The sequence below is a fragment of the Ekhidna algicida genome, from assembly GCF_051379705.1.
Lineage (GTDB): Bacteria > Bacteroidota > Bacteroidia > Cytophagales > Cyclobacteriaceae > Ekhidna.
Map to the genome: position 1 here is coordinate 3,777,236 of NZ_CP179868.1, position 15,941 is coordinate 3,793,176.

Sequence of the window (15,941 nt, forward strand, 5' to 3'; positions counted from 1 at the left end):
TTTTGCAAACCGATTTTCAGCCTTGCTGAAAAGGCCTCCATAGCTCAGTTGGCCAGAGCAGCGCACTTGTAATGCGCGGGTCGTTGGTTCGAATCCGACTGGAGGCTCTTAACCCACTCATTTGAGTGGGTTTTTTTATGTCTTTTCTGGATTAGAGCCAACGACCTTAGCTTAAGATTTTTATGGTTCGAAATACACCGCATTCACGAGCGGTCGTTCGCGGGTACGAGTAATCCGACTGGAGGCTCTCAAACTCACTCATTTGGGTGTTTTTTTTGCTTCAATAATCAAGACTTACCAATTTTGAATCGCATTAATGCTACTTTTACAAAACTCTGACACAGCAGTATACAAATCTGAGAATGTAACAATAAATGGATTTGTTCAGTGTGCAAAATCACGCCCTTCACAGGGATCATTGACCACATTGACTGATTCATAATCCTTCTTTAAAGAGGTTTGATATAGGCTGGTCAGAGTTTTTTTGTCCCTCACCAATCTTTGGGGTAAGATTTTTGTTTACAATACTTGAACGCTAATTCTGAATTGTTTTAGTTTAAACTATCAAGTGATACACATGAAACTGAAAGTAGCTCTAATTGTGGGACTCATAAGTGTGACATTCGCCTCGAGTGCTCAGATATGTAAGTATGTCGTCAATGAAAAGGATCCTATCACAGATGATATCATTCGTACGGTTAGAACCAGGCTAACCGGACCAACACCATTCTACTATTTCTCCTATATCAGGAACGGCAGTGATTTTAAATTCAGAGTTGAAGTAGGTGACTATGGTGAGTTGGATGCCGTCATTCCAAAAGGCAGTGAATTGGTGATGAGAGCAGGAAATGGTGCGGTAATTCGAATGCAATCCATAGAAGCTAGCAAACCCCAGGTGATTAAGGATTTCGGTAATATGATATCCAGTTATGATATAACGTTTCAAATGACCGAACAAGATATGAAGGACATTACCGAATCAGGTATTGTCTTCATACGTATCGAGGATATGAAAAATACATTCAGCGACCAGGAAGTCCCAGAAGCAGTAGTGGAGATTTCGAAAGCCAATGCTGAATGTATCTTCAAATAGGCAACTATTCAGCCCTTAAAGTTTCTGTTGGATTCTTATTAGCATTTATCCATACCTGAGATAGAATCGTTGCGGCAGCAATTCCCAATACTATCAATACCGTTGGTATGATGATACTAGCATCGAGCGGTGCATGAAATGCCATTAAGTTGACCCACTGACTGTTGATCCATAATCCAAGAGGTATTGTTAGGATAGAAGTGATCAGAATCATGATTATAAATCCTTTAGACATTGAGAAGGTAAGCGAACGAAAAGATGCGCCCAATACTTTCCGAATGCCTATTTCCTTGATTTTTGATTTAAGCTCGAAACTCACCATTCCCAAAAACCCAAGACCCGTGATAGATAAAGCAATCATTGCGATATAGGTAAGAATGTTGCCTAAATCATAGAAAAATTGATAAAACTCATCCAATTGCTCATTGAGAAATCCGCCCTCAAATTCTCTTGCAGGATCAAATTCGGTCCATGCTTCTTCAAACTTTTTTCCCTCTTTGATAAGATTGTCACTTTTGACCTTCAAGTATGCATATTCAAAACGTTCAGGTTGGATTCGCAGACCCAGCGGACGAATAGACTTCATTAAAGGTTCCCAATGATAATCCTTCACCACACCAATAATTGTCAGGGCCAATGTATCAATTGTCAAAACTTCACCAATCGCCTGGTTTGAAGACTCAAAGCCATATGTGTTAACAGCTGTTTCATTTATGATAAGAAATTTTTCATTTTGATCATCCGCATCTTTAACAAAGTCACGACCTGCTATCAACTCAAGATCCATTACTTCAACGTAGTTGGGATCGACAGAAAAGTGGTAAAGTGTAATCTCTTCTTGATCTTCCTTCCATTTTGCACCTGCTCCATGGGACCGTCCAATCGCCGGGTGATGTGAGGTGAAGGTGATATCTTCAACACCGGTCTTCGATCCGTAATGTTGCTTAAGTAAAAGTGGATCGTGATCATGAGTATTTACATAGAAGACCTCCGTTTCATTAAAACCATAATTGGCCTCAGTAAGGAAGTTGGCTTGTTTATGCAAAATTAAGATTGTGACAAGCATAAGTATAGATAGACTAAACTGAATACTTATCAATGTTCTCTTACCGGTGATAAAAGATAAAATAGATCGTTTTCTTGACTGAATCTTTGAAATTGAGCCTTTTAATGTGTTGATAGCCTTAAGTCTGGACAGAAATAGCGCCGGGCCTATGCCTGTAAACAAACCAAGCATAATAGTAAATAGCAAGAAATATCCGTATGTCCCAACTGAATCCTCTAACGAAACCCCAACTTGATTAAAAATCCATATTTCATTGAATGCGACGATGAGGTATTTGTACATGAAAATCGCTAGCACCAGAGATATAAGTGCTGTTAATACGGATTCGGTTAAGAACTGAGAGACGATTTGACGTCTACTGGCTCCATTCACTTTTCTAATACCAATTTCTTTTGCTCTACTCAAAGACTTGGCAATGGAGAGATTGGTGTAATTGATAGAGGCTGTTATCAAAACGATTAGTCCTAGCAAGCCGAAAAATGCCAATACAAACCATGGTAGTGCATATCCGATTTCATTTGACATAGGCCTGCCGGGTACAATTTCATTCATGGCCTGAAGTCTAAAGGTCCATCCATGATGATCTTCGGGTAAATCAAGGTTGGCTTCAGCAAGCTCATTTAGTATTCCCTCCACTTCCTTGGGGTTGACAGAATTGCTAAGCACCAAATAATTGTAGTTGTCCCAAATGTTGCTCCATCTGTCGAAGGAGCGTGATAAGATTTCCTTCTCAGATAGTATTGGTAAAGTGCTCAAAGAACCTAAAGCTTCAAATACGACATGTGTATTCTCTTTATTCTCGTCCAGCACTCCTGTCACCTTATAACTACCATGATCCTCAAAATCAATGGTTTGTCCCAATGCGGATTGATTGGGAAATAATTTATTTGCTAAATCCTGTGTCAAAACCACACTGAATGGGTCTAATAATGCTGTTTCTGGATTTCCTTCTTTTAGTTTGAATCCAAAGACCTGGAAGAAATCTTCATCTGCAAATAATGACTGAATGTCAAGTATTTTATGTGGAGATCTGATTTCACCTCTAAAGTCACTATTGAGATTTGTTGCTTTTTCAACAAATGAGTAGTCTTCGATTAAGTGCTTCTTGAAGAGGAACGAGGAAGTAGCCCTAGCTTCATCAAATGCTCCTTCATGACCTGTGGCATATGTTACTATTCGATAGGTTTTGTCTGTTTCCGGATGAAATTTATCATACTGAAAATGATCATAAACCAGTAAAATCAGGACTAGGCATATTGACATGCTCAGTGATAGCCCAAAGATGTTCAGTCCAGTGAATAGCTTATGCTTCCACAGATTTCTGATGGCAATAGTTAGGTAGTTTCTTAGCATCCTTTTAGTTTTTGAGTTACAGGCTGTTAGACAACAGTCTCTAAAAAGATGTTACAAAATCAAGATAGTTGTATGGATCTAACTGATATCTAAAGGACGGTTTCAACCAACTTGTCCCAATCGAGTTCGAACTCTTTTTCAGTCCAATTCTCAGGAAGTGGATAGGAGAGAGCTCCTTCAATTCGATTCTTTGAATTAGGGTGCGTCATGACAATTTCAAGATCATCCGGATAGGACTTTTCTTCTGTCTTAAGCTTTGTGAAAAAGTGCGCCAATCTTGCCGGGTTGATTTGGGCTTTTATCATCAACATATAAGCAAACTCATCAGCTTCTCGTTCTTGCTTTCTGTCGAATCCTGCCGATAAAAGGAGCTTCGAAATTTCTGAGATCATAACGGCATCTCCTCCGGTAAGCACTGCTGCAAGCACGCTCAGGCCAAGCTCTTTCATAAGCCGGTCGACAAGGTCTCCATTCTCATGATGTCCAATCTCATGAGCTAAAATTCCCGCAAGCTGTTCAGGGTTATCTACGAATTTGAGCAAGCCTGAAAAAACATAGATGTTTCCATCTAAAGTTGCAAATGCATTGATTTCATTGCTGTCATCCAACAAATGAAACTTGTACTCATATTTCTGTGGATTTAAGGAATCTAAAAGTCTCATGGTAATCGGACTCAAGATCTTATTTATCACAGAGTCATCATAAAACTCATATTCATCTTCAAGGTCATCCATGATGAGTTCGGCAAGATCTTTCTCACGCTCTTTGCTTAGTTTGAGATCTGCGCCAGGAAGGCTAAGAGGTCGCCAGGTAAAAGCCAACCATATAAGCCCAAAAATTAGAATTAAAATGAGCAGCTCACGCCAAATTTTCATTTAGGAGGTAAGTTTTGAATTACACTTGTGTCTGAATCTTTCTTTTTGAAAACTGATTCGTATGATAGCCTTCCAAAAAACAGAAAGTAATACATGCGACCCTTTCTTGCTTTTACGGCACCAATAATACTAAAGATAAAGTAGGCCAGATTAAAAATCAGAGCCATAATCAAATAGCCTTTGAAGTTGTCGGTGAGCTCCCAATCAAAGAAATAAATCCTTATTGCCCAGAATACTCCAATGGCATTTATTACAGTTGTTGGCAGTTGACTGATGAGTGACTGCAGTGAATGAAAATGTACAAACAGACCTTTCGATCTGTTTGTATAATAATAAACGATTGCTGCGATAAGGTTGATGATAGGAAGGGGTAGACCTACGGCTATTGATGCAAACATCATGAGGTATGATCCCATGGCATCATCTTTTTCTCTAGCGCTTAATTCGTTTGGTTGTGGAATTGGGTAGTATGCTTCGTTCATGGTTTTCCAGAAAATGGAGGATAATCGTCTGTCATGAATGACATGTAAATATTAACTCGTGTCGCCCATCGAATGGTTCCAACATTGAATTCATGCCAGCTTTGGGGGTAATTTGCAGTAAACAATACCGCCCACCACGCAAGAAATTGCAATACCATGGAGGCGATTGACCTGAAGATTAGAAGGAAGCCATGTGGTAGGATTACATAAATTCCTCCAAATAAAAGCCTAAGTATCAAAACTCCACGGCTAAGTCTTTCCGGGTAAGGAATTTCCAACGTTACAAAATCATCCTTTGCATCCATACCGAATGGAGGGTATCCATCACAGAGATTATATATACGCGCATTAACCCTCAGATTCCAGCGGTAGAGGCGCTCCTGAAATTCGAAAAAGCTTTGAGGATATTGTCCTGTAAACAATACAATCCACCAGGAGATAAAGGATAGAATGGCTCCCCACAGTGAAACAAAAATGAGCAGAAATAGATGTGGTAGTGCAATATATATCACACCAAAAAGCGTACGGAGTAAAAGCTCTCCTCGAGAGTATCTCTCCTGATACTTAATATCAATTTTCATGTTTGGTAAGGTTAGGTTTAGATGGTAAGATAAAAAGAGCTTGAAAATTTTTAAAAATTAGTATAAAAAAAGCCCTGAATTGCTCCAGGGCTAAATCTATCAGCTCTTAATAGCTTAACCTAATCGTATTATGAGTGGTGATAGATGTTTTTTAAACAGCAATAAGAGTGCCGTTATTACGATAATTTAAGCTTTTCATTCATACAGACGAGATTATGGGTGATTGGGTTATGCTTAAATCTACTTTTGAAGTAAAAAAATATATTAGATAAATAAAAAGCCCCGAATATCTTCGAGGCTTTTTAAATATCTATAGAATGTGGGTTGCTATTCTTCTATTCCTTCAAGGTCAAGTAAAAATGCATATTGTAGAGCTGTTGTCTTATATCTTTTAAATCGACCTGAAGCTCCACCATGCCCCGCTTCCATGTCGGTATCCAGAACTAAGAGGTTGTCGTCCGTTTTCATATCACGCAACTTTGCCACCCATTTAGCCGGTTCCCAATATTGAACCTGCGAATCGAATAGACCTGTGGTCACCAGCATGTTTGGATAATCCTGATTTGACACCTGATCGTAAGGTGAATAGGACATCATGTACTCATAAGATTCGAGATTCTTTGGGTTGCCCCATTCGTCAAATTCATTGGTTGTCAAAGGAATGGTTTCATCCCACATTGTTGAAACAACATCTACGAATGGTACAGCCGCAAGAATTCCATTATATAGCTCAGGAGCAAGGTTTACTACAGCTCCCATAAGCAATCCGCCTGCACTTCCTCCTTGTGCATACAGATGCTCAGCAGATGTGTATTTCTCTTCAATCAGGAACTTCGAGCAATCGACGAAATCATTAAAGGTGTTCATTTTCTTAAACATCTTCCCATCTTCATACCATTGGCGCCCCATCAATTGTCCACCACGTATATGTGCAATGGCAAAAGCATAACCTCTATCAAGTAAGCTTAAGCGAACAGAACTAAAACTTGCATCTATTGTAGCTCCATATGAACCATAGCCATACTGTAGAAGCGGACCAGATCCGTCTTTCTTAAATCCTTTTTTATATACGATCGAAATTGGCACTTTCTCCCCATCGCGAGCGGTTGCCCAAAGCCTTTCAGTTATGTAATCTTCTGGATTGTGACCACCAACTACTTCTTGCTGTTTCTTCAGAGTTTTTTCACGAGTCTCCATGTTGTAATCGAACGTAGAGTTTGGTGTAGTCATGGAAGTATAGCCAAATCGAAGAATGTTAGTATTGAATTCAGCGTTTACAGATGTGTATGCATTGTACGCAGGCTCTCCAAAATCAAGGTAGTGTTCATCACCGGAAGTCTGATTGATGACTCTGAGATTACTCAAGCCATTGGCTCGCTCATCGACCACCATAAAGTCATTGAAAAGCTCTATCCCTTCCAGCAGTACATCTTCTCTGTGAGCTATTACTTCCTTCCAGTTTTCTTTACCGGTCGCATTTACTGGAGTTTCCATCAATCGGAAGTTGGTCGCATCCCAATTGGTCACAATGTAAAATTTGTCCTCGAAGTGAGAGATACTATATTCATGAGCTTTTTCATCTCTAGGGATAAATTGTTTGAATTCTCCTCTAGGATTGTTAGCATCCAGAACATGATAATCACTTACGAGCGTGCTGCTGTTGTAAATGATTATGTAATCATCCGATTTCGATTTATATACGCCAATGTAGTATGAAGGATCTTTTTCGTGATAAACCATCACATCGGTTTCTGGCTGAGTGCCAAGTTCGTGGCGGTATATTTTCTCTGATAGAAGAGAAACCTTGTTTTTGGCTGTGTAGAAAAAGGTATTATTATCATTGGCCCAGGCACCACCACCGGTTGTGTTAGCGATTTGATCATCGATCATCTCACCAGTCTCAAGGTTTTTGAATCGAATGGTGTAAATCCTTCTGCTTAATGTGTCTTCTGCAAATGCAAGGATTTTATTATTGGGACTTACATTTAGGCCACCAGCAGCGTAATAGTCATATCCTTCTGCCAACTCATTCACATTGATTAATACCTCTTCTTCAGCTTCGAGAGTACCTTTCTTTCGGCAATAGATTGGGTATTCCCCACCCTCTTCATAGCGGGTATAATACCAGTATCCATTCGATAAATAAGGGACAGATTCGTCTGTTTGCTTTATGCGTCCAACAATTTCATCATATAGCTTTTCTTGTAATGTTTCGGTGTGAGACATCACAGTTTTGGTGTAATCATTTTCTGCATTTAAATAAGCCAAAACTTCCTTAGTATGTTCGTCAGGATTTTCCGCTCTCTTTTGCTCATCCGTAAGGCGCATCCAGAAGTAGGGATCTACTCTGGTTTGTCCATGTTCCTTCAAAATGGTATCAGCCTTAGCTGCAACAGGTGCATCAGGTCTCATAGGTTTTTTTTCTGTTGTTTGGTTGGTGCATGCCCCAAGAAGAATAATTCCCGTAAGCAATGCAATTGATTTGAGATGTCTCATTGTTGAATTAGATTTTATGGCGGCAAGTTCCCCATTCAATTAAAATAATCCTAATGGCTTTATATAATCGGTTTAAATAAAAAAAGGCAGGCTTAGGAGCCTGCCTTTTTTCAATTTCTAGCCTTTCTATTTCGAGAACATTTCGCTTACCACAAGTTCTTTTGAACCTGGTGTGTATTTATAAAACCCTTCTCCGGTTTTAGCTCCAAGATACCCAGCAGTTACCATGTTTACTAACAAGGGACATGGTGCATATTTTGGATTACCAAATCCTTCGTAGAGGACATTCATGATCGAGAGGCAGACATCAAGGCCAATAAAATCTGCAAGGTGCAAAGGACCCATCGGGTGAGCCATTCCTAGTTTCATTACAGTGTCGATTTCTTCAACTCCAGCTACACCTTCGTGTAATGTGATAATCGCCTCGTTGATCATAGGCATAAGAATTCTATTGGCAACGAATCCAGGGTAGTCATTTACTTCAACTGGAACTTTACCTAGTTTCTTACTCATCTCCATGATGGTAGAAGTGGTTTCGTCGGTTGTTGCGTAACCACGAATGACTTCAATAAGCTTCATCACGGGCACAGGATTCATGAAATGCATCCCGATTACTTTGTCCGGTCGCTCAGTGGCTGCAGCAATCTTGGTAATGGAAATCGAAGATGTATTAGTGGATAGAATGGCACCATCAGGAGCATGCGTATCCATGGTTTCGAAAATCTTCTTTTTGATGTCAAAGTTCTCGGTAGCTGCCTCTACAACTAAGTCTGCATTTTTAACACCTTCTTCTGTGGAGGTGAATGTGCTAATATTCTTAAGTGCGGCTTCCTTATCAGCTTCGCTAATCTTCTCTTTCTGAACCATTCGATCCAGATTCTTTGAGATGGTTGCAATTGCTTTTTCTAAAGCACCTTCGTTTATGTCGATTAGTGAAACAGTGAAACCACTTTGAGCGAAAACGTGAGCGATACCATTTCCCATGGTTCCGCTTCCTATAACAGATATATTCTTCATTTTTCTTAAGCGTTCTTTCCTACACAATTCAAATCCTCAAAAGCAAGTTTCAATCTCTCAACAAACGATTTTTCTGCTTCGCGAACCCAAACTCGTGGATCATAAAACTTCTTGTTTGGTTTGTCATCTCCCTCAGGATTTCCAATCTGGGCTTGAAGATAACCTTCTTTGTCTTGGTAGTAACCTCTTACGCCATCCCAGTAAGCCCACTGCAGATCTGTGTCTATATTCATTTTGATAGCGCCATAGGAAATAGCCTCTCTGATTTCTTCTCTGGAGGATCCTGATCCACCGTGGAAAACAAAGTTTACCGGATTGCTGGATGTGCTGTGCTTTTCTTGAATATGATCCTGAGAGTTTTTGAGAATGATTGGCGTAAGCTTTACGTTACCGGGTTTGTAAACACCATGCACATTTCCGAAAGCTGCAGCTATGGTGAAATTATCGCTTACTTCCTTAAGTTTTTCATAGGCATAAGCAACTTCTTCCGGTTGGGTGTATAGCATTGAATTGTCGATATCAGAGTTATCCACACCGTCTTCTTCGCCACCTGTTACTCCAAGTTCAATTTCAAGCGTCATCCCCATTTTGGCCATTCGCTTGAAGTACTCAACACACGTTCCAATATTATCTTCAATTGGCTCTTCAGAAAGATCCAACATATGAGAAGAGTAGAGGGGTTTTCCAGTTTGCTCGAAATGTTTTTCTCCAGCATCCAATAGACCATCGATCCAGGGAAGTAATTTTCTTGCGGCATGATCTGTATGTAATACCACAGATACACCATAAGCCTCGGCCAGCTGATGAACGTGATGTGCACCAGCGACTCCTCCTGCAATTGCTGCCGCTTGTCCGTCATTGGAGAGGCCTTTACCAGCCATGAACGCAGCTCCACCATTCGAAAACTGTATCATCACAGGTGAATTGGCGTCTCTAGCTGTTTCCAGAACTGCATTTACAGTACTTGAGCTTGTAACGTTTACCGCGGGTAATGCAAAATCGTTTTCGTTGGCATAGTTAAGAAGGTCTGTGACTTCCTGTCCGGTCAGTACACCAGGTCTAAATTTCATTGTATAGATGTTTGAGAGTTATAAACAGAATTTCGTTCCGCAAATATAACTTCTAGTACAAGGAATGAAAACGAACTTATGCTTCGTTGTATGCTTGCTGTATGGTAGAGGGATCCACTTTTGGGTCAGAATCGATTAGCTGTGATTCTTCATCCCACTTGTAAGCTGCGACAGCAAATAGCGTGATTAAAAAAAGTAGTTTGATTAGGATCTTCCACTTCATAGGACTCTTTAGACCCATGCTATGTGCCAATGGTTTAAAAAGGTTTTGGAAAAGGGTCTTTTATAGACGAATGGTCTATTTTCTTAGACGAAATAAAATATGGCGCAACCGCATTATTTTGAGTTTTTGTCCTTTGAGTTGCGCCAATATTTTCATTAGTCATCTAATTCCTTCTTCATCATTGCATAGTATATCAAGAAACCAATTGCAATGCTAACGGCCTCAATACCGTACGGCATAGCTTCATCATTGTCGAGATTCATCGCATCAATAACAATTAGTCCCAGACCTCCAAATAGCACGATCAATCCCCACTTCAGGGCATTTTGCCTACTATCTTTCTTATCGAAGAGATTTGCTGTGTCACTGTTTACCATGTCTTTGTCAATTAGCTTCTTTTTAAGTGAATAATTTGTAAGGATAGATACAAAAAGTATTACTGATCCAAATACTGATATAATGGCCACTATTGGTATTAATTCGTCCATAATTGTTTAATTTTTAAGTTCAACATTTCCCATTTAGACAAGCAGTTGGGTTTGGAATGTTGCAGTTCAAATAAAAATATTTTTTGATGCAACATTTTTGTTGATCGTATTGACTAACTAAATATCCATGGATGAAAAGCAGTTAGTAAGGCAGGTATTAAGCGGTAGCGATTCAGCGATCAGATTACTTATATCAAAGTATGAAAGATTGGTGATTCATATGGTTGCTCGCGTGGTATCTGACAACATGGATAGAGAGGAGTTGTGTCAGGATGTTTTTGTGAAAGTGATTAACAAGTTGAATGGATTTAATTTTGATTCGAAGCTTTCGACATGGATAGCAACAATCGCCTATCGGATGGCGGTTAATTTTGCTAAGAAGAAAAAGCTGGATCAAGTAGATCTGGATCAAGTGGAATTTAAAGTGGGGGAGGACTTTGAAGTGACAGAAGTAGAAGACACCAAGAAGTTTATTCATAAATTGGTGGATCAGCTTCCGGTAAACTACAAATCAGTTTTGACTTTGTTTTACTTGGATGGTTTCAGTTACCCAGAGATAGTAGAAATCACCGGGATGCCAGAAGGAACAGTGAAAAACTATATTCACAGAGCCAGACTGAAGTTGAAAAAAATAGTTGAAGAACATGCCCGAAAGGAGGTAGCATTGATATGAAAAAAATTGAACAATTAATTGATGAAGTACTGAAGACCGAGCCGGACTTTCAGTTGAGGAAAGACTTTAAGGATCGCGTCGTTCATGTCATCAAGCGACAGGAAAAAGCAAGCCAGCGAAAACTATATTTTTGGATGGCTTTGGGTACACTTATCATTTTTGGTTTTGGTTATGCAACCATAGCCTATTTTCTGCCCGGTACATTTGAAAGCTTTAAGGGCTTGAATGATGGAGTTTCAGGTATTATTCCACTAGCAGTCTTGATAGGTTTGTTGACTATTGTGGTTCAATACCTGGATAAGCGACTAGTGAAAAACAAACTTTTAATGAATATTTAGCTTATAGAAAGGGAGCATCTATGGGCTCCCAAAGTTCGATCTTTCTGCCTTCAGGATCCATGATCCAACCAAATTTCCCATATTCAAATTCTTCTATTTCGCCAACGACTTCTACACCTTCCTCTTTCAGTTGCTCTAATAGTTCAACTAGATTTTCAACTCGATAATTAAACATATACTCCTTCTCGCTGGGACCAAAGTAGGTTGTGTCTTTATCGAATGGACTCCAAGCCGTAGTACAAACTTGTTCTTTATTGTCATGGTCTCTCCACTTAAATAAACCACCATATTGGTCCGATTCAATTCCAAGGTGAGATCGGTACCAATCTTTCATCTTTTGAGGATCTTCTGTCTTAAAAAAGATACCTCCAATTCCTGTTACTCTTTTTTTCATATCGGATGTGTTTTGATCCAAATAAAGAGATTAATATTTGGTCTCAAAAAAGAAATATGAAAATCACCTGAAAGGGTGAGCTATTTAGCTTGGCAAGCTTCAAGTTGATTTCTCATTTCCAAAGCCAAAGCTTCTTGTCTCTTAGCTTCTGTGGCAGCCAGCATAGCCATTTCAGCTTGACTTTCTGCCTCTATCTTTTGCTCTTCAAGAAGTTGCTTGAGTTCTTGTATTTGCTGTCCTGCAACTGTGGCTTGGTTGGCCTTTACATAGGCATAAAACATGCTGAGGACAGTAATTAGAATTAATGAGATAGTGATTAGGTTCTTTTTCATATTCACTTATTTATTTTGACAATCAAGCATGGCCTGCCTTGCACGCTCTTTCTGCCTCATAGCTTCAGCAGCTGCTTCTTGAGCTTTTTCTTGGATCTGCCATGCTTCATCTTGCAGGATTTCAGCCTCTTTCTGGTATTGCAATGCAAGTCCTGTCGATCTTTCAGCGTCATTTGCTTTGATGTAAGCATAGAACATGCTAGGTGCTGATATTAGAATGAGGAGTATGATAATTATGTTCTTTTTCATTCTTATTGATTTTCACAGTCAGCTAATGCTTGTTCTGCAAGCTCTTGCTGCTTTCTGGCTTCCGCGGCGGACTCTTGGGCAGCTTCTTGTAATGTCACAGCTTGGTCTCTCAGTTTTTCTGCTTCTTGCTGTGCTACGTAAGCCTCCATGCCTGCTTTTTCTGCTTCATCCGCTTTGATGAAAGCATACAGCATGGTGAAAACGGCGATCACGGTTAGTATGATAATTAGAATGTTCTTTTTCATGGCTGGATCATTTGTTAGTACAATTGGTTGTGTCTCTTTATTACTTATTCGCTTTACAAGCTTCAAGAGCCTCTCTAAGATCTAGGCTAAGGACTTCTTGTCTTTTAGCTTCTGCTGCAGATTCCTGCGCAGCTTCTTGCAATACCAAAGCTTCATCTCTTAATTGCTCAGCTTCTTGCCTGCTTAAGTAAGCTGCCTTCTCAGCTTCGTCAGCTTTGATGAAAGCATAAATCATAAAGGAAAGGCTCATCAAAGCCATGATGCTGAATGTGATAATCTGTGTGGTTTTATTCATTTGTCTTCTGATTATAAGTCGGTCCAGTAAAAAAATCAAACATAAAAATGAGCAAATAAATGAAGTAGTAAATGATGCCAACATTGAATCCAAATACGTTGCTGGAACTAACGCAATTATTCCTAGGAGTTTTAGATAATCCACCCAATGCTTATCCTCACGAACTCTAAATCGTTGAAAATAGATGAAGGCTAAAATCGCTGCGCCTAAAGCAGGAACCCAATAATCGATAACAGTGTAATATTCTTTTCTCAATTGAAACAAGACCAACCAAAGAATTAAAGATGCACTCACAGCCTTCTTAAAGGAAAGGTGAGGGTTGTCAAGATTAAAATAATAGACCATTGCAAAACCAAATAATAAGGTAGTTGGAATCAACCCGATGGATTTAGCGAATGGAGATACCACGATTATTAGTATCGCTGGGATTAAATACCTGATCAAGGCCTTCATTTACCTATAAAAATAGCGGTTTAATCTTTTTCACAATACCGCTCACAAAAAATCAGCTATTTTTAAAATCAATTTTTTCAACATTGCGTTGAAAGAGTACGTCTAAAAATATTTATATGAATAAGTTGCTGTTGATAGCCGGGTTTGTAATACTTACCTCATTTGGAATCTCTACTGGATATAGTAGCGATATCCAGTCATTTATAGAAGGAGATACGCTTAAGGTGCTAAAGCCTCAAGAAGAACATCCGAGTGAAGCTTACGTAATTACCAATTTGCTAAAACGCATCCATTACAGGAAACTATCATTATCAGATTCTATTTCCTCAGTTATTTTCAATAATTACTTCGAGTCTCTTGATCCCAATAAAGCCTATTTCTATGCGTCTGATATTGCCAGGTTTGAGAAATTGAGATATGAACTAGACGATCAGATCCCTGCAGGTGAGTTACAGTTTGCCTACGATGTTTTTGATGTATACCGTGAACGAGCGCTCACTCAAATTGATTATGTATTCACTTTGCTTGATACCGAATTCGATTTTAGTAAAGAAGAAACTTACGTTTTTGATAGAGAAGATGCCAGCTGGCCCACAACTCAGGAAGAGCAAAATGAAGTCTGGAGAAAAATCATTAAAAACTCGGCCTTGAGCTACAAGCTTGCCGGAAGGGATTGGGAAGATATTGCATCAAGTCTCAAAAAGAGATATCAAAGGATTCAGAAAGCAATTTATCAATACAACAGCGAAGATGTATTTCAGAGCTACATGAACGCATACACAAATGCGTATGATCCACATACCGACTACTTTTCTCCACCGGATGCTGAAAACTTTCAGATTGACATGAGCCTTTCACTGGAAGGAATAGGAGCACGTTTGATGCAAAATTTGGATTATACTCAAGTAGCAGAAATTATTCCCGGAGGACCTGCTTATAAGAGCAAGCAGATACAAAAAGATGATCGGATCATTGGTGTAGCACAGGGAGACGATGGCGAGTTTTTAGATGTAATTGGCTGGAGATTGGATGATGTAGTTTCTAAAATCCGTGGACCCAAAGGGTCAGTGGTAAGACTGCAAATACTAAAAGCAAGTGAGGGAATAAACGCACTTCCTGACACCTTGAGATTAGTTCGTGATAAAATCAATTTGGAACAGCAGGCGGCCAAAGGTGAAATGATTCCAATTACAGAAGGTAACACAACCTATAACCTTGGCGTGATTACTGTGCCAAGTTTCTATTTGAATTTTGAAGAACTAAGTGCCGGTAAAGAAGACTATAGAAGTACCACGAGAGACGTGAAGAACTTAATTACTGAACTCGAAGCACAAGGAATGGACGGTCTGATGATCGATTTAAGGTTTAATGGTGGCGGATCTTTGAAAGAAGCCATCGACCTAAGCGGTCTTTTTATTCCTGACGGACCAGTAGTCCAAGTTCGTAATTATGATCAGTCTGTAGACAAAATGGACGATGAAGATGGAGGCGATGTGTTCTATGACGGGCCACTAGCTGTTTTAGTAAACAGAGGTAGCGCTTCAGCATCTGAGATATTTTCAGGAGCCATTCAAGATTATAGACGAGGCGTCATTATTGGTGAGAGCACTTTTGGAAAAGGGACCGTTCAAAATGTAATTGACCTGAGCAGGTACATCCGAAATCCTGAACTCAACCTCGGTCAAATAAAAATGACGTTGGCTAAGTTTTACAGAGTCACAGGTAGCAGCAATCAACGTGTAGGTATTGCTCCCGATGTTCATTTCCCATCTATATATTCTCAGGAAGATTTTGGAGAAGCCAGCAGAGAAAACGCTCTGCCATGGGATGAAATTGCAAGCGCAAGTTTTCAACCAACGAATACAATTAGTGAAGAGCTATTGGATTATTTAAATACCTTATACAGAGAAGATTTAAACAATGACCCAGACCTCCAGAAGCTTGTTAGAGATATAGAAAAAGCCAAAGAAAGTAGAAACAGAACATCGGTTTCACTTAACCTTGAAACACGTCGCGCTAATACAAATAACGACGAAGACGACCTTGCCACCTCGGTGGATAATGGAGAAGTTTCAGAAAAAGATGCGATTGATGAAAAACTTAAAAATGATCCTTACTTGAAAGAAGGACTTAAGTTATTGGCCGCAATCAAAAAATTCAAGGTGGGATAGGCAACTATTTGCCAGATTCTTCATCTTTATTAATAAATCCATATAAG

The 15,941-nt window shown here is 39.4% G+C and carries 18 protein-coding genes and 1 tRNA gene; 5 read left to right on the forward strand and 14 right to left on the reverse strand.

The annotated features are described in order from the left end of the window. Positions 1-33 precede the first annotated feature (33 nt). Positions 34-107: transfer RNA gene (locus tag ACL8WY_RS17055), tRNA-Thr, on the forward strand. Between the two features lie 470 nt (positions 108-577). Then, positions 578-1,093 carry a hypothetical protein gene (locus ACL8WY_RS17060; RefSeq protein ID WP_436515968.1) on the forward strand — a complete coding sequence of 172 codons (516 nt, stop codon included), beginning with the start codon at positions 578-580 and terminating at the stop codon, positions 1,091-1,093. A gap of 4 nt (positions 1,094-1,097) precedes the next feature. On the opposite strand, the gene ACL8WY_RS17065 is transcribed toward ACL8WY_RS17060, so the two are convergent. The 9 genes from ACL8WY_RS17065 to ACL8WY_RS17105 form a co-directional block, all read right to left on the reverse strand. After that, positions 1,098-3,512: an ABC transporter permease gene (locus ACL8WY_RS17065; RefSeq protein ID WP_436515969.1), complete on the reverse strand. Its 2,415-nt coding sequence runs from the start codon at positions 3,510-3,512 to the stop codon at positions 1,098-1,100. A gap of 89 nt (positions 3,513-3,601) precedes the next feature. Next, positions 3,602-4,387, reverse strand: a complete 786-nt coding sequence (locus ACL8WY_RS17070; protein WP_436515970.1) for a M48 family metallopeptidase — start codon at positions 4,385-4,387, stop codon at positions 3,602-3,604. Continuing rightward, the gene (locus ACL8WY_RS17075) at positions 4,384-4,869 is read right to left on the reverse strand and encodes a DUF4870 domain-containing protein (protein ID WP_436515971.1); all 486 of its coding nucleotides are present in this window, start codon (positions 4,867-4,869) and stop codon (positions 4,384-4,386) included. Before ACL8WY_RS17075 ends, ACL8WY_RS17070 begins: the two co-directional genes overlap by 4 nt. Next, positions 4,866-5,450 carry a DUF4389 domain-containing protein gene (locus ACL8WY_RS17080; protein WP_436515972.1) on the reverse strand — a complete coding sequence of 195 codons (585 nt, stop codon included), beginning with the start codon at positions 5,448-5,450 and terminating at the stop codon, positions 4,866-4,868. The genes ACL8WY_RS17075 and ACL8WY_RS17080 overlap by 4 nt, the downstream gene beginning before the upstream one ends. A 327-nt stretch (positions 5,451-5,777) precedes the next feature. Further along, positions 5,778-7,946, reverse strand: a complete 2,169-nt coding sequence (locus tag ACL8WY_RS17085) for a S9 family peptidase (RefSeq protein ID WP_436515973.1) — start codon at positions 7,944-7,946, stop codon at positions 5,778-5,780. Between the two features lie 126 nt (positions 7,947-8,072). Then, entirely contained in the window at positions 8,073-8,963 is an 891-nt protein-coding gene (locus ACL8WY_RS17090) for a 3-hydroxybutyryl-CoA dehydrogenase (RefSeq protein WP_436515974.1), read from the reverse strand. Between the two features lie 5 nt (positions 8,964-8,968). After that, a complete protein-coding gene (fbaA, locus tag ACL8WY_RS17095) occupies positions 8,969-10,033 on the reverse strand; it encodes a class II fructose-bisphosphate aldolase (protein ID WP_436515975.1) in 1,065 nt (354 codons plus the stop codon). Between the two features lie 76 nt (positions 10,034-10,109). Continuing rightward, positions 10,110-10,256, reverse strand: a complete 147-nt coding sequence (locus ACL8WY_RS17100) for a hypothetical protein (protein ID WP_436515976.1) — start codon at positions 10,254-10,256, stop codon at positions 10,110-10,112. Between the two features lie 155 nt (positions 10,257-10,411). Then, on the reverse strand, positions 10,412-10,744 hold the full coding sequence (locus ACL8WY_RS17105) for a DUF6249 domain-containing protein (protein WP_436515977.1): 333 nt from the start codon (positions 10,742-10,744) through the stop codon (positions 10,412-10,414). Between the two features lie 127 nt (positions 10,745-10,871). Here ACL8WY_RS17105 and ACL8WY_RS17110 point away from each other — a divergent pair, with 127 nt between their 5' ends. Together ACL8WY_RS17110 and ACL8WY_RS17115 are read left to right on the forward strand one after the other, a co-directional pair. After that, complete coding sequence (locus ACL8WY_RS17110; RefSeq protein ID WP_436515978.1) at positions 10,872-11,417, forward strand: RNA polymerase sigma factor; 546 nt, start codon at positions 10,872-10,874, stop codon at positions 11,415-11,417. Then, positions 11,414-11,755 (forward strand): hypothetical protein, encoded by a 342-nt coding sequence (locus ACL8WY_RS17115; protein WP_436515979.1) that lies wholly within the window; start codon positions 11,414-11,416, stop codon positions 11,753-11,755. The genes ACL8WY_RS17110 and ACL8WY_RS17115 overlap by 4 nt, the downstream gene beginning before the upstream one ends. 1 nt (position 11,756) lies before the next feature. Here ACL8WY_RS17115 and ACL8WY_RS17120 read toward each other — a convergent pair whose 3' ends face one another. From ACL8WY_RS17120 to ACL8WY_RS17140, 5 genes are all read right to left on the reverse strand, one after another. After that, complete coding sequence (locus ACL8WY_RS17120; RefSeq protein WP_436515980.1) at positions 11,757-12,149, reverse strand: VOC family protein; 393 nt, start codon at positions 12,147-12,149, stop codon at positions 11,757-11,759. Between the two features lie 80 nt (positions 12,150-12,229). Further along, the gene (locus ACL8WY_RS17125; protein ID WP_436515981.1) at positions 12,230-12,481 is read right to left on the reverse strand and encodes a hypothetical protein; all 252 of its coding nucleotides are present in this window, start codon (positions 12,479-12,481) and stop codon (positions 12,230-12,232) included. Between the two features lie 6 nt (positions 12,482-12,487). Beyond that, complete coding sequence (locus ACL8WY_RS17130) at positions 12,488-12,730, reverse strand: hypothetical protein (protein WP_436515982.1); 243 nt, start codon at positions 12,728-12,730, stop codon at positions 12,488-12,490. 2 nt (positions 12,731-12,732) lie between these two features. After that, the gene (locus tag ACL8WY_RS17135; RefSeq protein WP_436515983.1) at positions 12,733-12,975 is read right to left on the reverse strand and encodes a hypothetical protein; all 243 of its coding nucleotides are present in this window, start codon (positions 12,973-12,975) and stop codon (positions 12,733-12,735) included. Positions 12,976-13,015: 40 nt separating this feature from the next. Further along, entirely contained in the window at positions 13,016-13,714 is a 699-nt protein-coding gene (locus ACL8WY_RS17140) for a hypothetical protein (protein WP_436515984.1), read from the reverse strand. A 125-nt stretch (positions 13,715-13,839) separates the two neighbouring features. Between ACL8WY_RS17140 and ACL8WY_RS17145 the strand changes: the two genes are divergently transcribed. After that, a complete protein-coding gene (locus ACL8WY_RS17145; RefSeq protein WP_436515985.1) occupies positions 13,840-15,894 on the forward strand; it encodes a carboxy terminal-processing peptidase in 2,055 nt (684 codons plus the stop codon). Positions 15,895-15,941: the final 47 nt, after the last annotated feature.

Bases quoted from the DNA above. Each gene is read 5' to 3' on its own strand.
- ACL8WY_RS17135 (WP_436515983.1), bottom strand. From the start codon at position 12,975: ATGAAAAAGAACATTCTAATTATCATACTAACCGTGATCGCCGTTTTC.
- ACL8WY_RS17110 (WP_436515978.1), top strand. From the start codon at position 10,872: ATGGATGAAAAGCAGTTAGTAAGGCAGGTATTAAGCGGTAGCGATTCA.
- ACL8WY_RS17125 (WP_436515981.1), bottom strand. From the start codon at position 12,481: ATGAAAAAGAACCTAATCACTATCTCATTAATTCTAATTACTGTCCTC.
- fbaA (WP_436515975.1), bottom strand. From the start codon at position 10,033: ATGAAATTTAGACCTGGTGTACTGACCGGACAGGAAGTCACAGACCTT.
- ACL8WY_RS17065 (WP_436515969.1), bottom strand. From the start codon at position 3,512: ATGCTAAGAAACTACCTAACTATTGCCATCAGAAATCTGTGGAAGCAT.
- ACL8WY_RS17115 (WP_436515979.1), top strand. From the start codon at position 11,414: ATGAAAAAAATTGAACAATTAATTGATGAAGTACTGAAGACCGAGCCG.
- ACL8WY_RS17060 (WP_436515968.1), top strand. From the start codon at position 578: ATGAAACTGAAAGTAGCTCTAATTGTGGGACTCATAAGTGTGACATTC.
- ACL8WY_RS17105 (WP_436515977.1), bottom strand. From the start codon at position 10,744: ATGGACGAATTAATACCAATAGTGGCCATTATATCAGTATTTGGATCA.
- ACL8WY_RS17085 (WP_436515973.1), bottom strand. From the start codon at position 7,946: ATGAGACATCTCAAATCAATTGCATTGCTTACGGGAATTATTCTTCTT.
- ACL8WY_RS17090 (WP_436515974.1), bottom strand. From the start codon at position 8,963: ATGAAGAATATATCTGTTATAGGAAGCGGAACCATGGGAAATGGTATC.
- ACL8WY_RS17070 (WP_436515970.1), bottom strand. From the start codon at position 4,387: ATGAAAATTTGGCGTGAGCTGCTCATTTTAATTCTAATTTTTGGGCTT.
- ACL8WY_RS17075 (WP_436515971.1), bottom strand. From the start codon at position 4,869: ATGAACGAAGCATACTACCCAATTCCACAACCAAACGAATTAAGCGCT.
- ACL8WY_RS17120 (WP_436515980.1), bottom strand. From the start codon at position 12,149: ATGAAAAAAAGAGTAACAGGAATTGGAGGTATCTTTTTTAAGACAGAA.
- ACL8WY_RS17130 (WP_436515982.1), bottom strand. From the start codon at position 12,730: ATGAAAAAGAACATAATTATCATACTCCTCATTCTAATATCAGCACCT.
- ACL8WY_RS17080 (WP_436515972.1), bottom strand. From the start codon at position 5,450: ATGAAAATTGATATTAAGTATCAGGAGAGATACTCTCGAGGAGAGCTT.
- ACL8WY_RS17100 (WP_436515976.1), bottom strand. From the start codon at position 10,256: ATGAAGTGGAAGATCCTAATCAAACTACTTTTTTTAATCACGCTATTT.
- ACL8WY_RS17145 (WP_436515985.1), top strand. From the start codon at position 13,840: ATGAATAAGTTGCTGTTGATAGCCGGGTTTGTAATACTTACCTCATTT.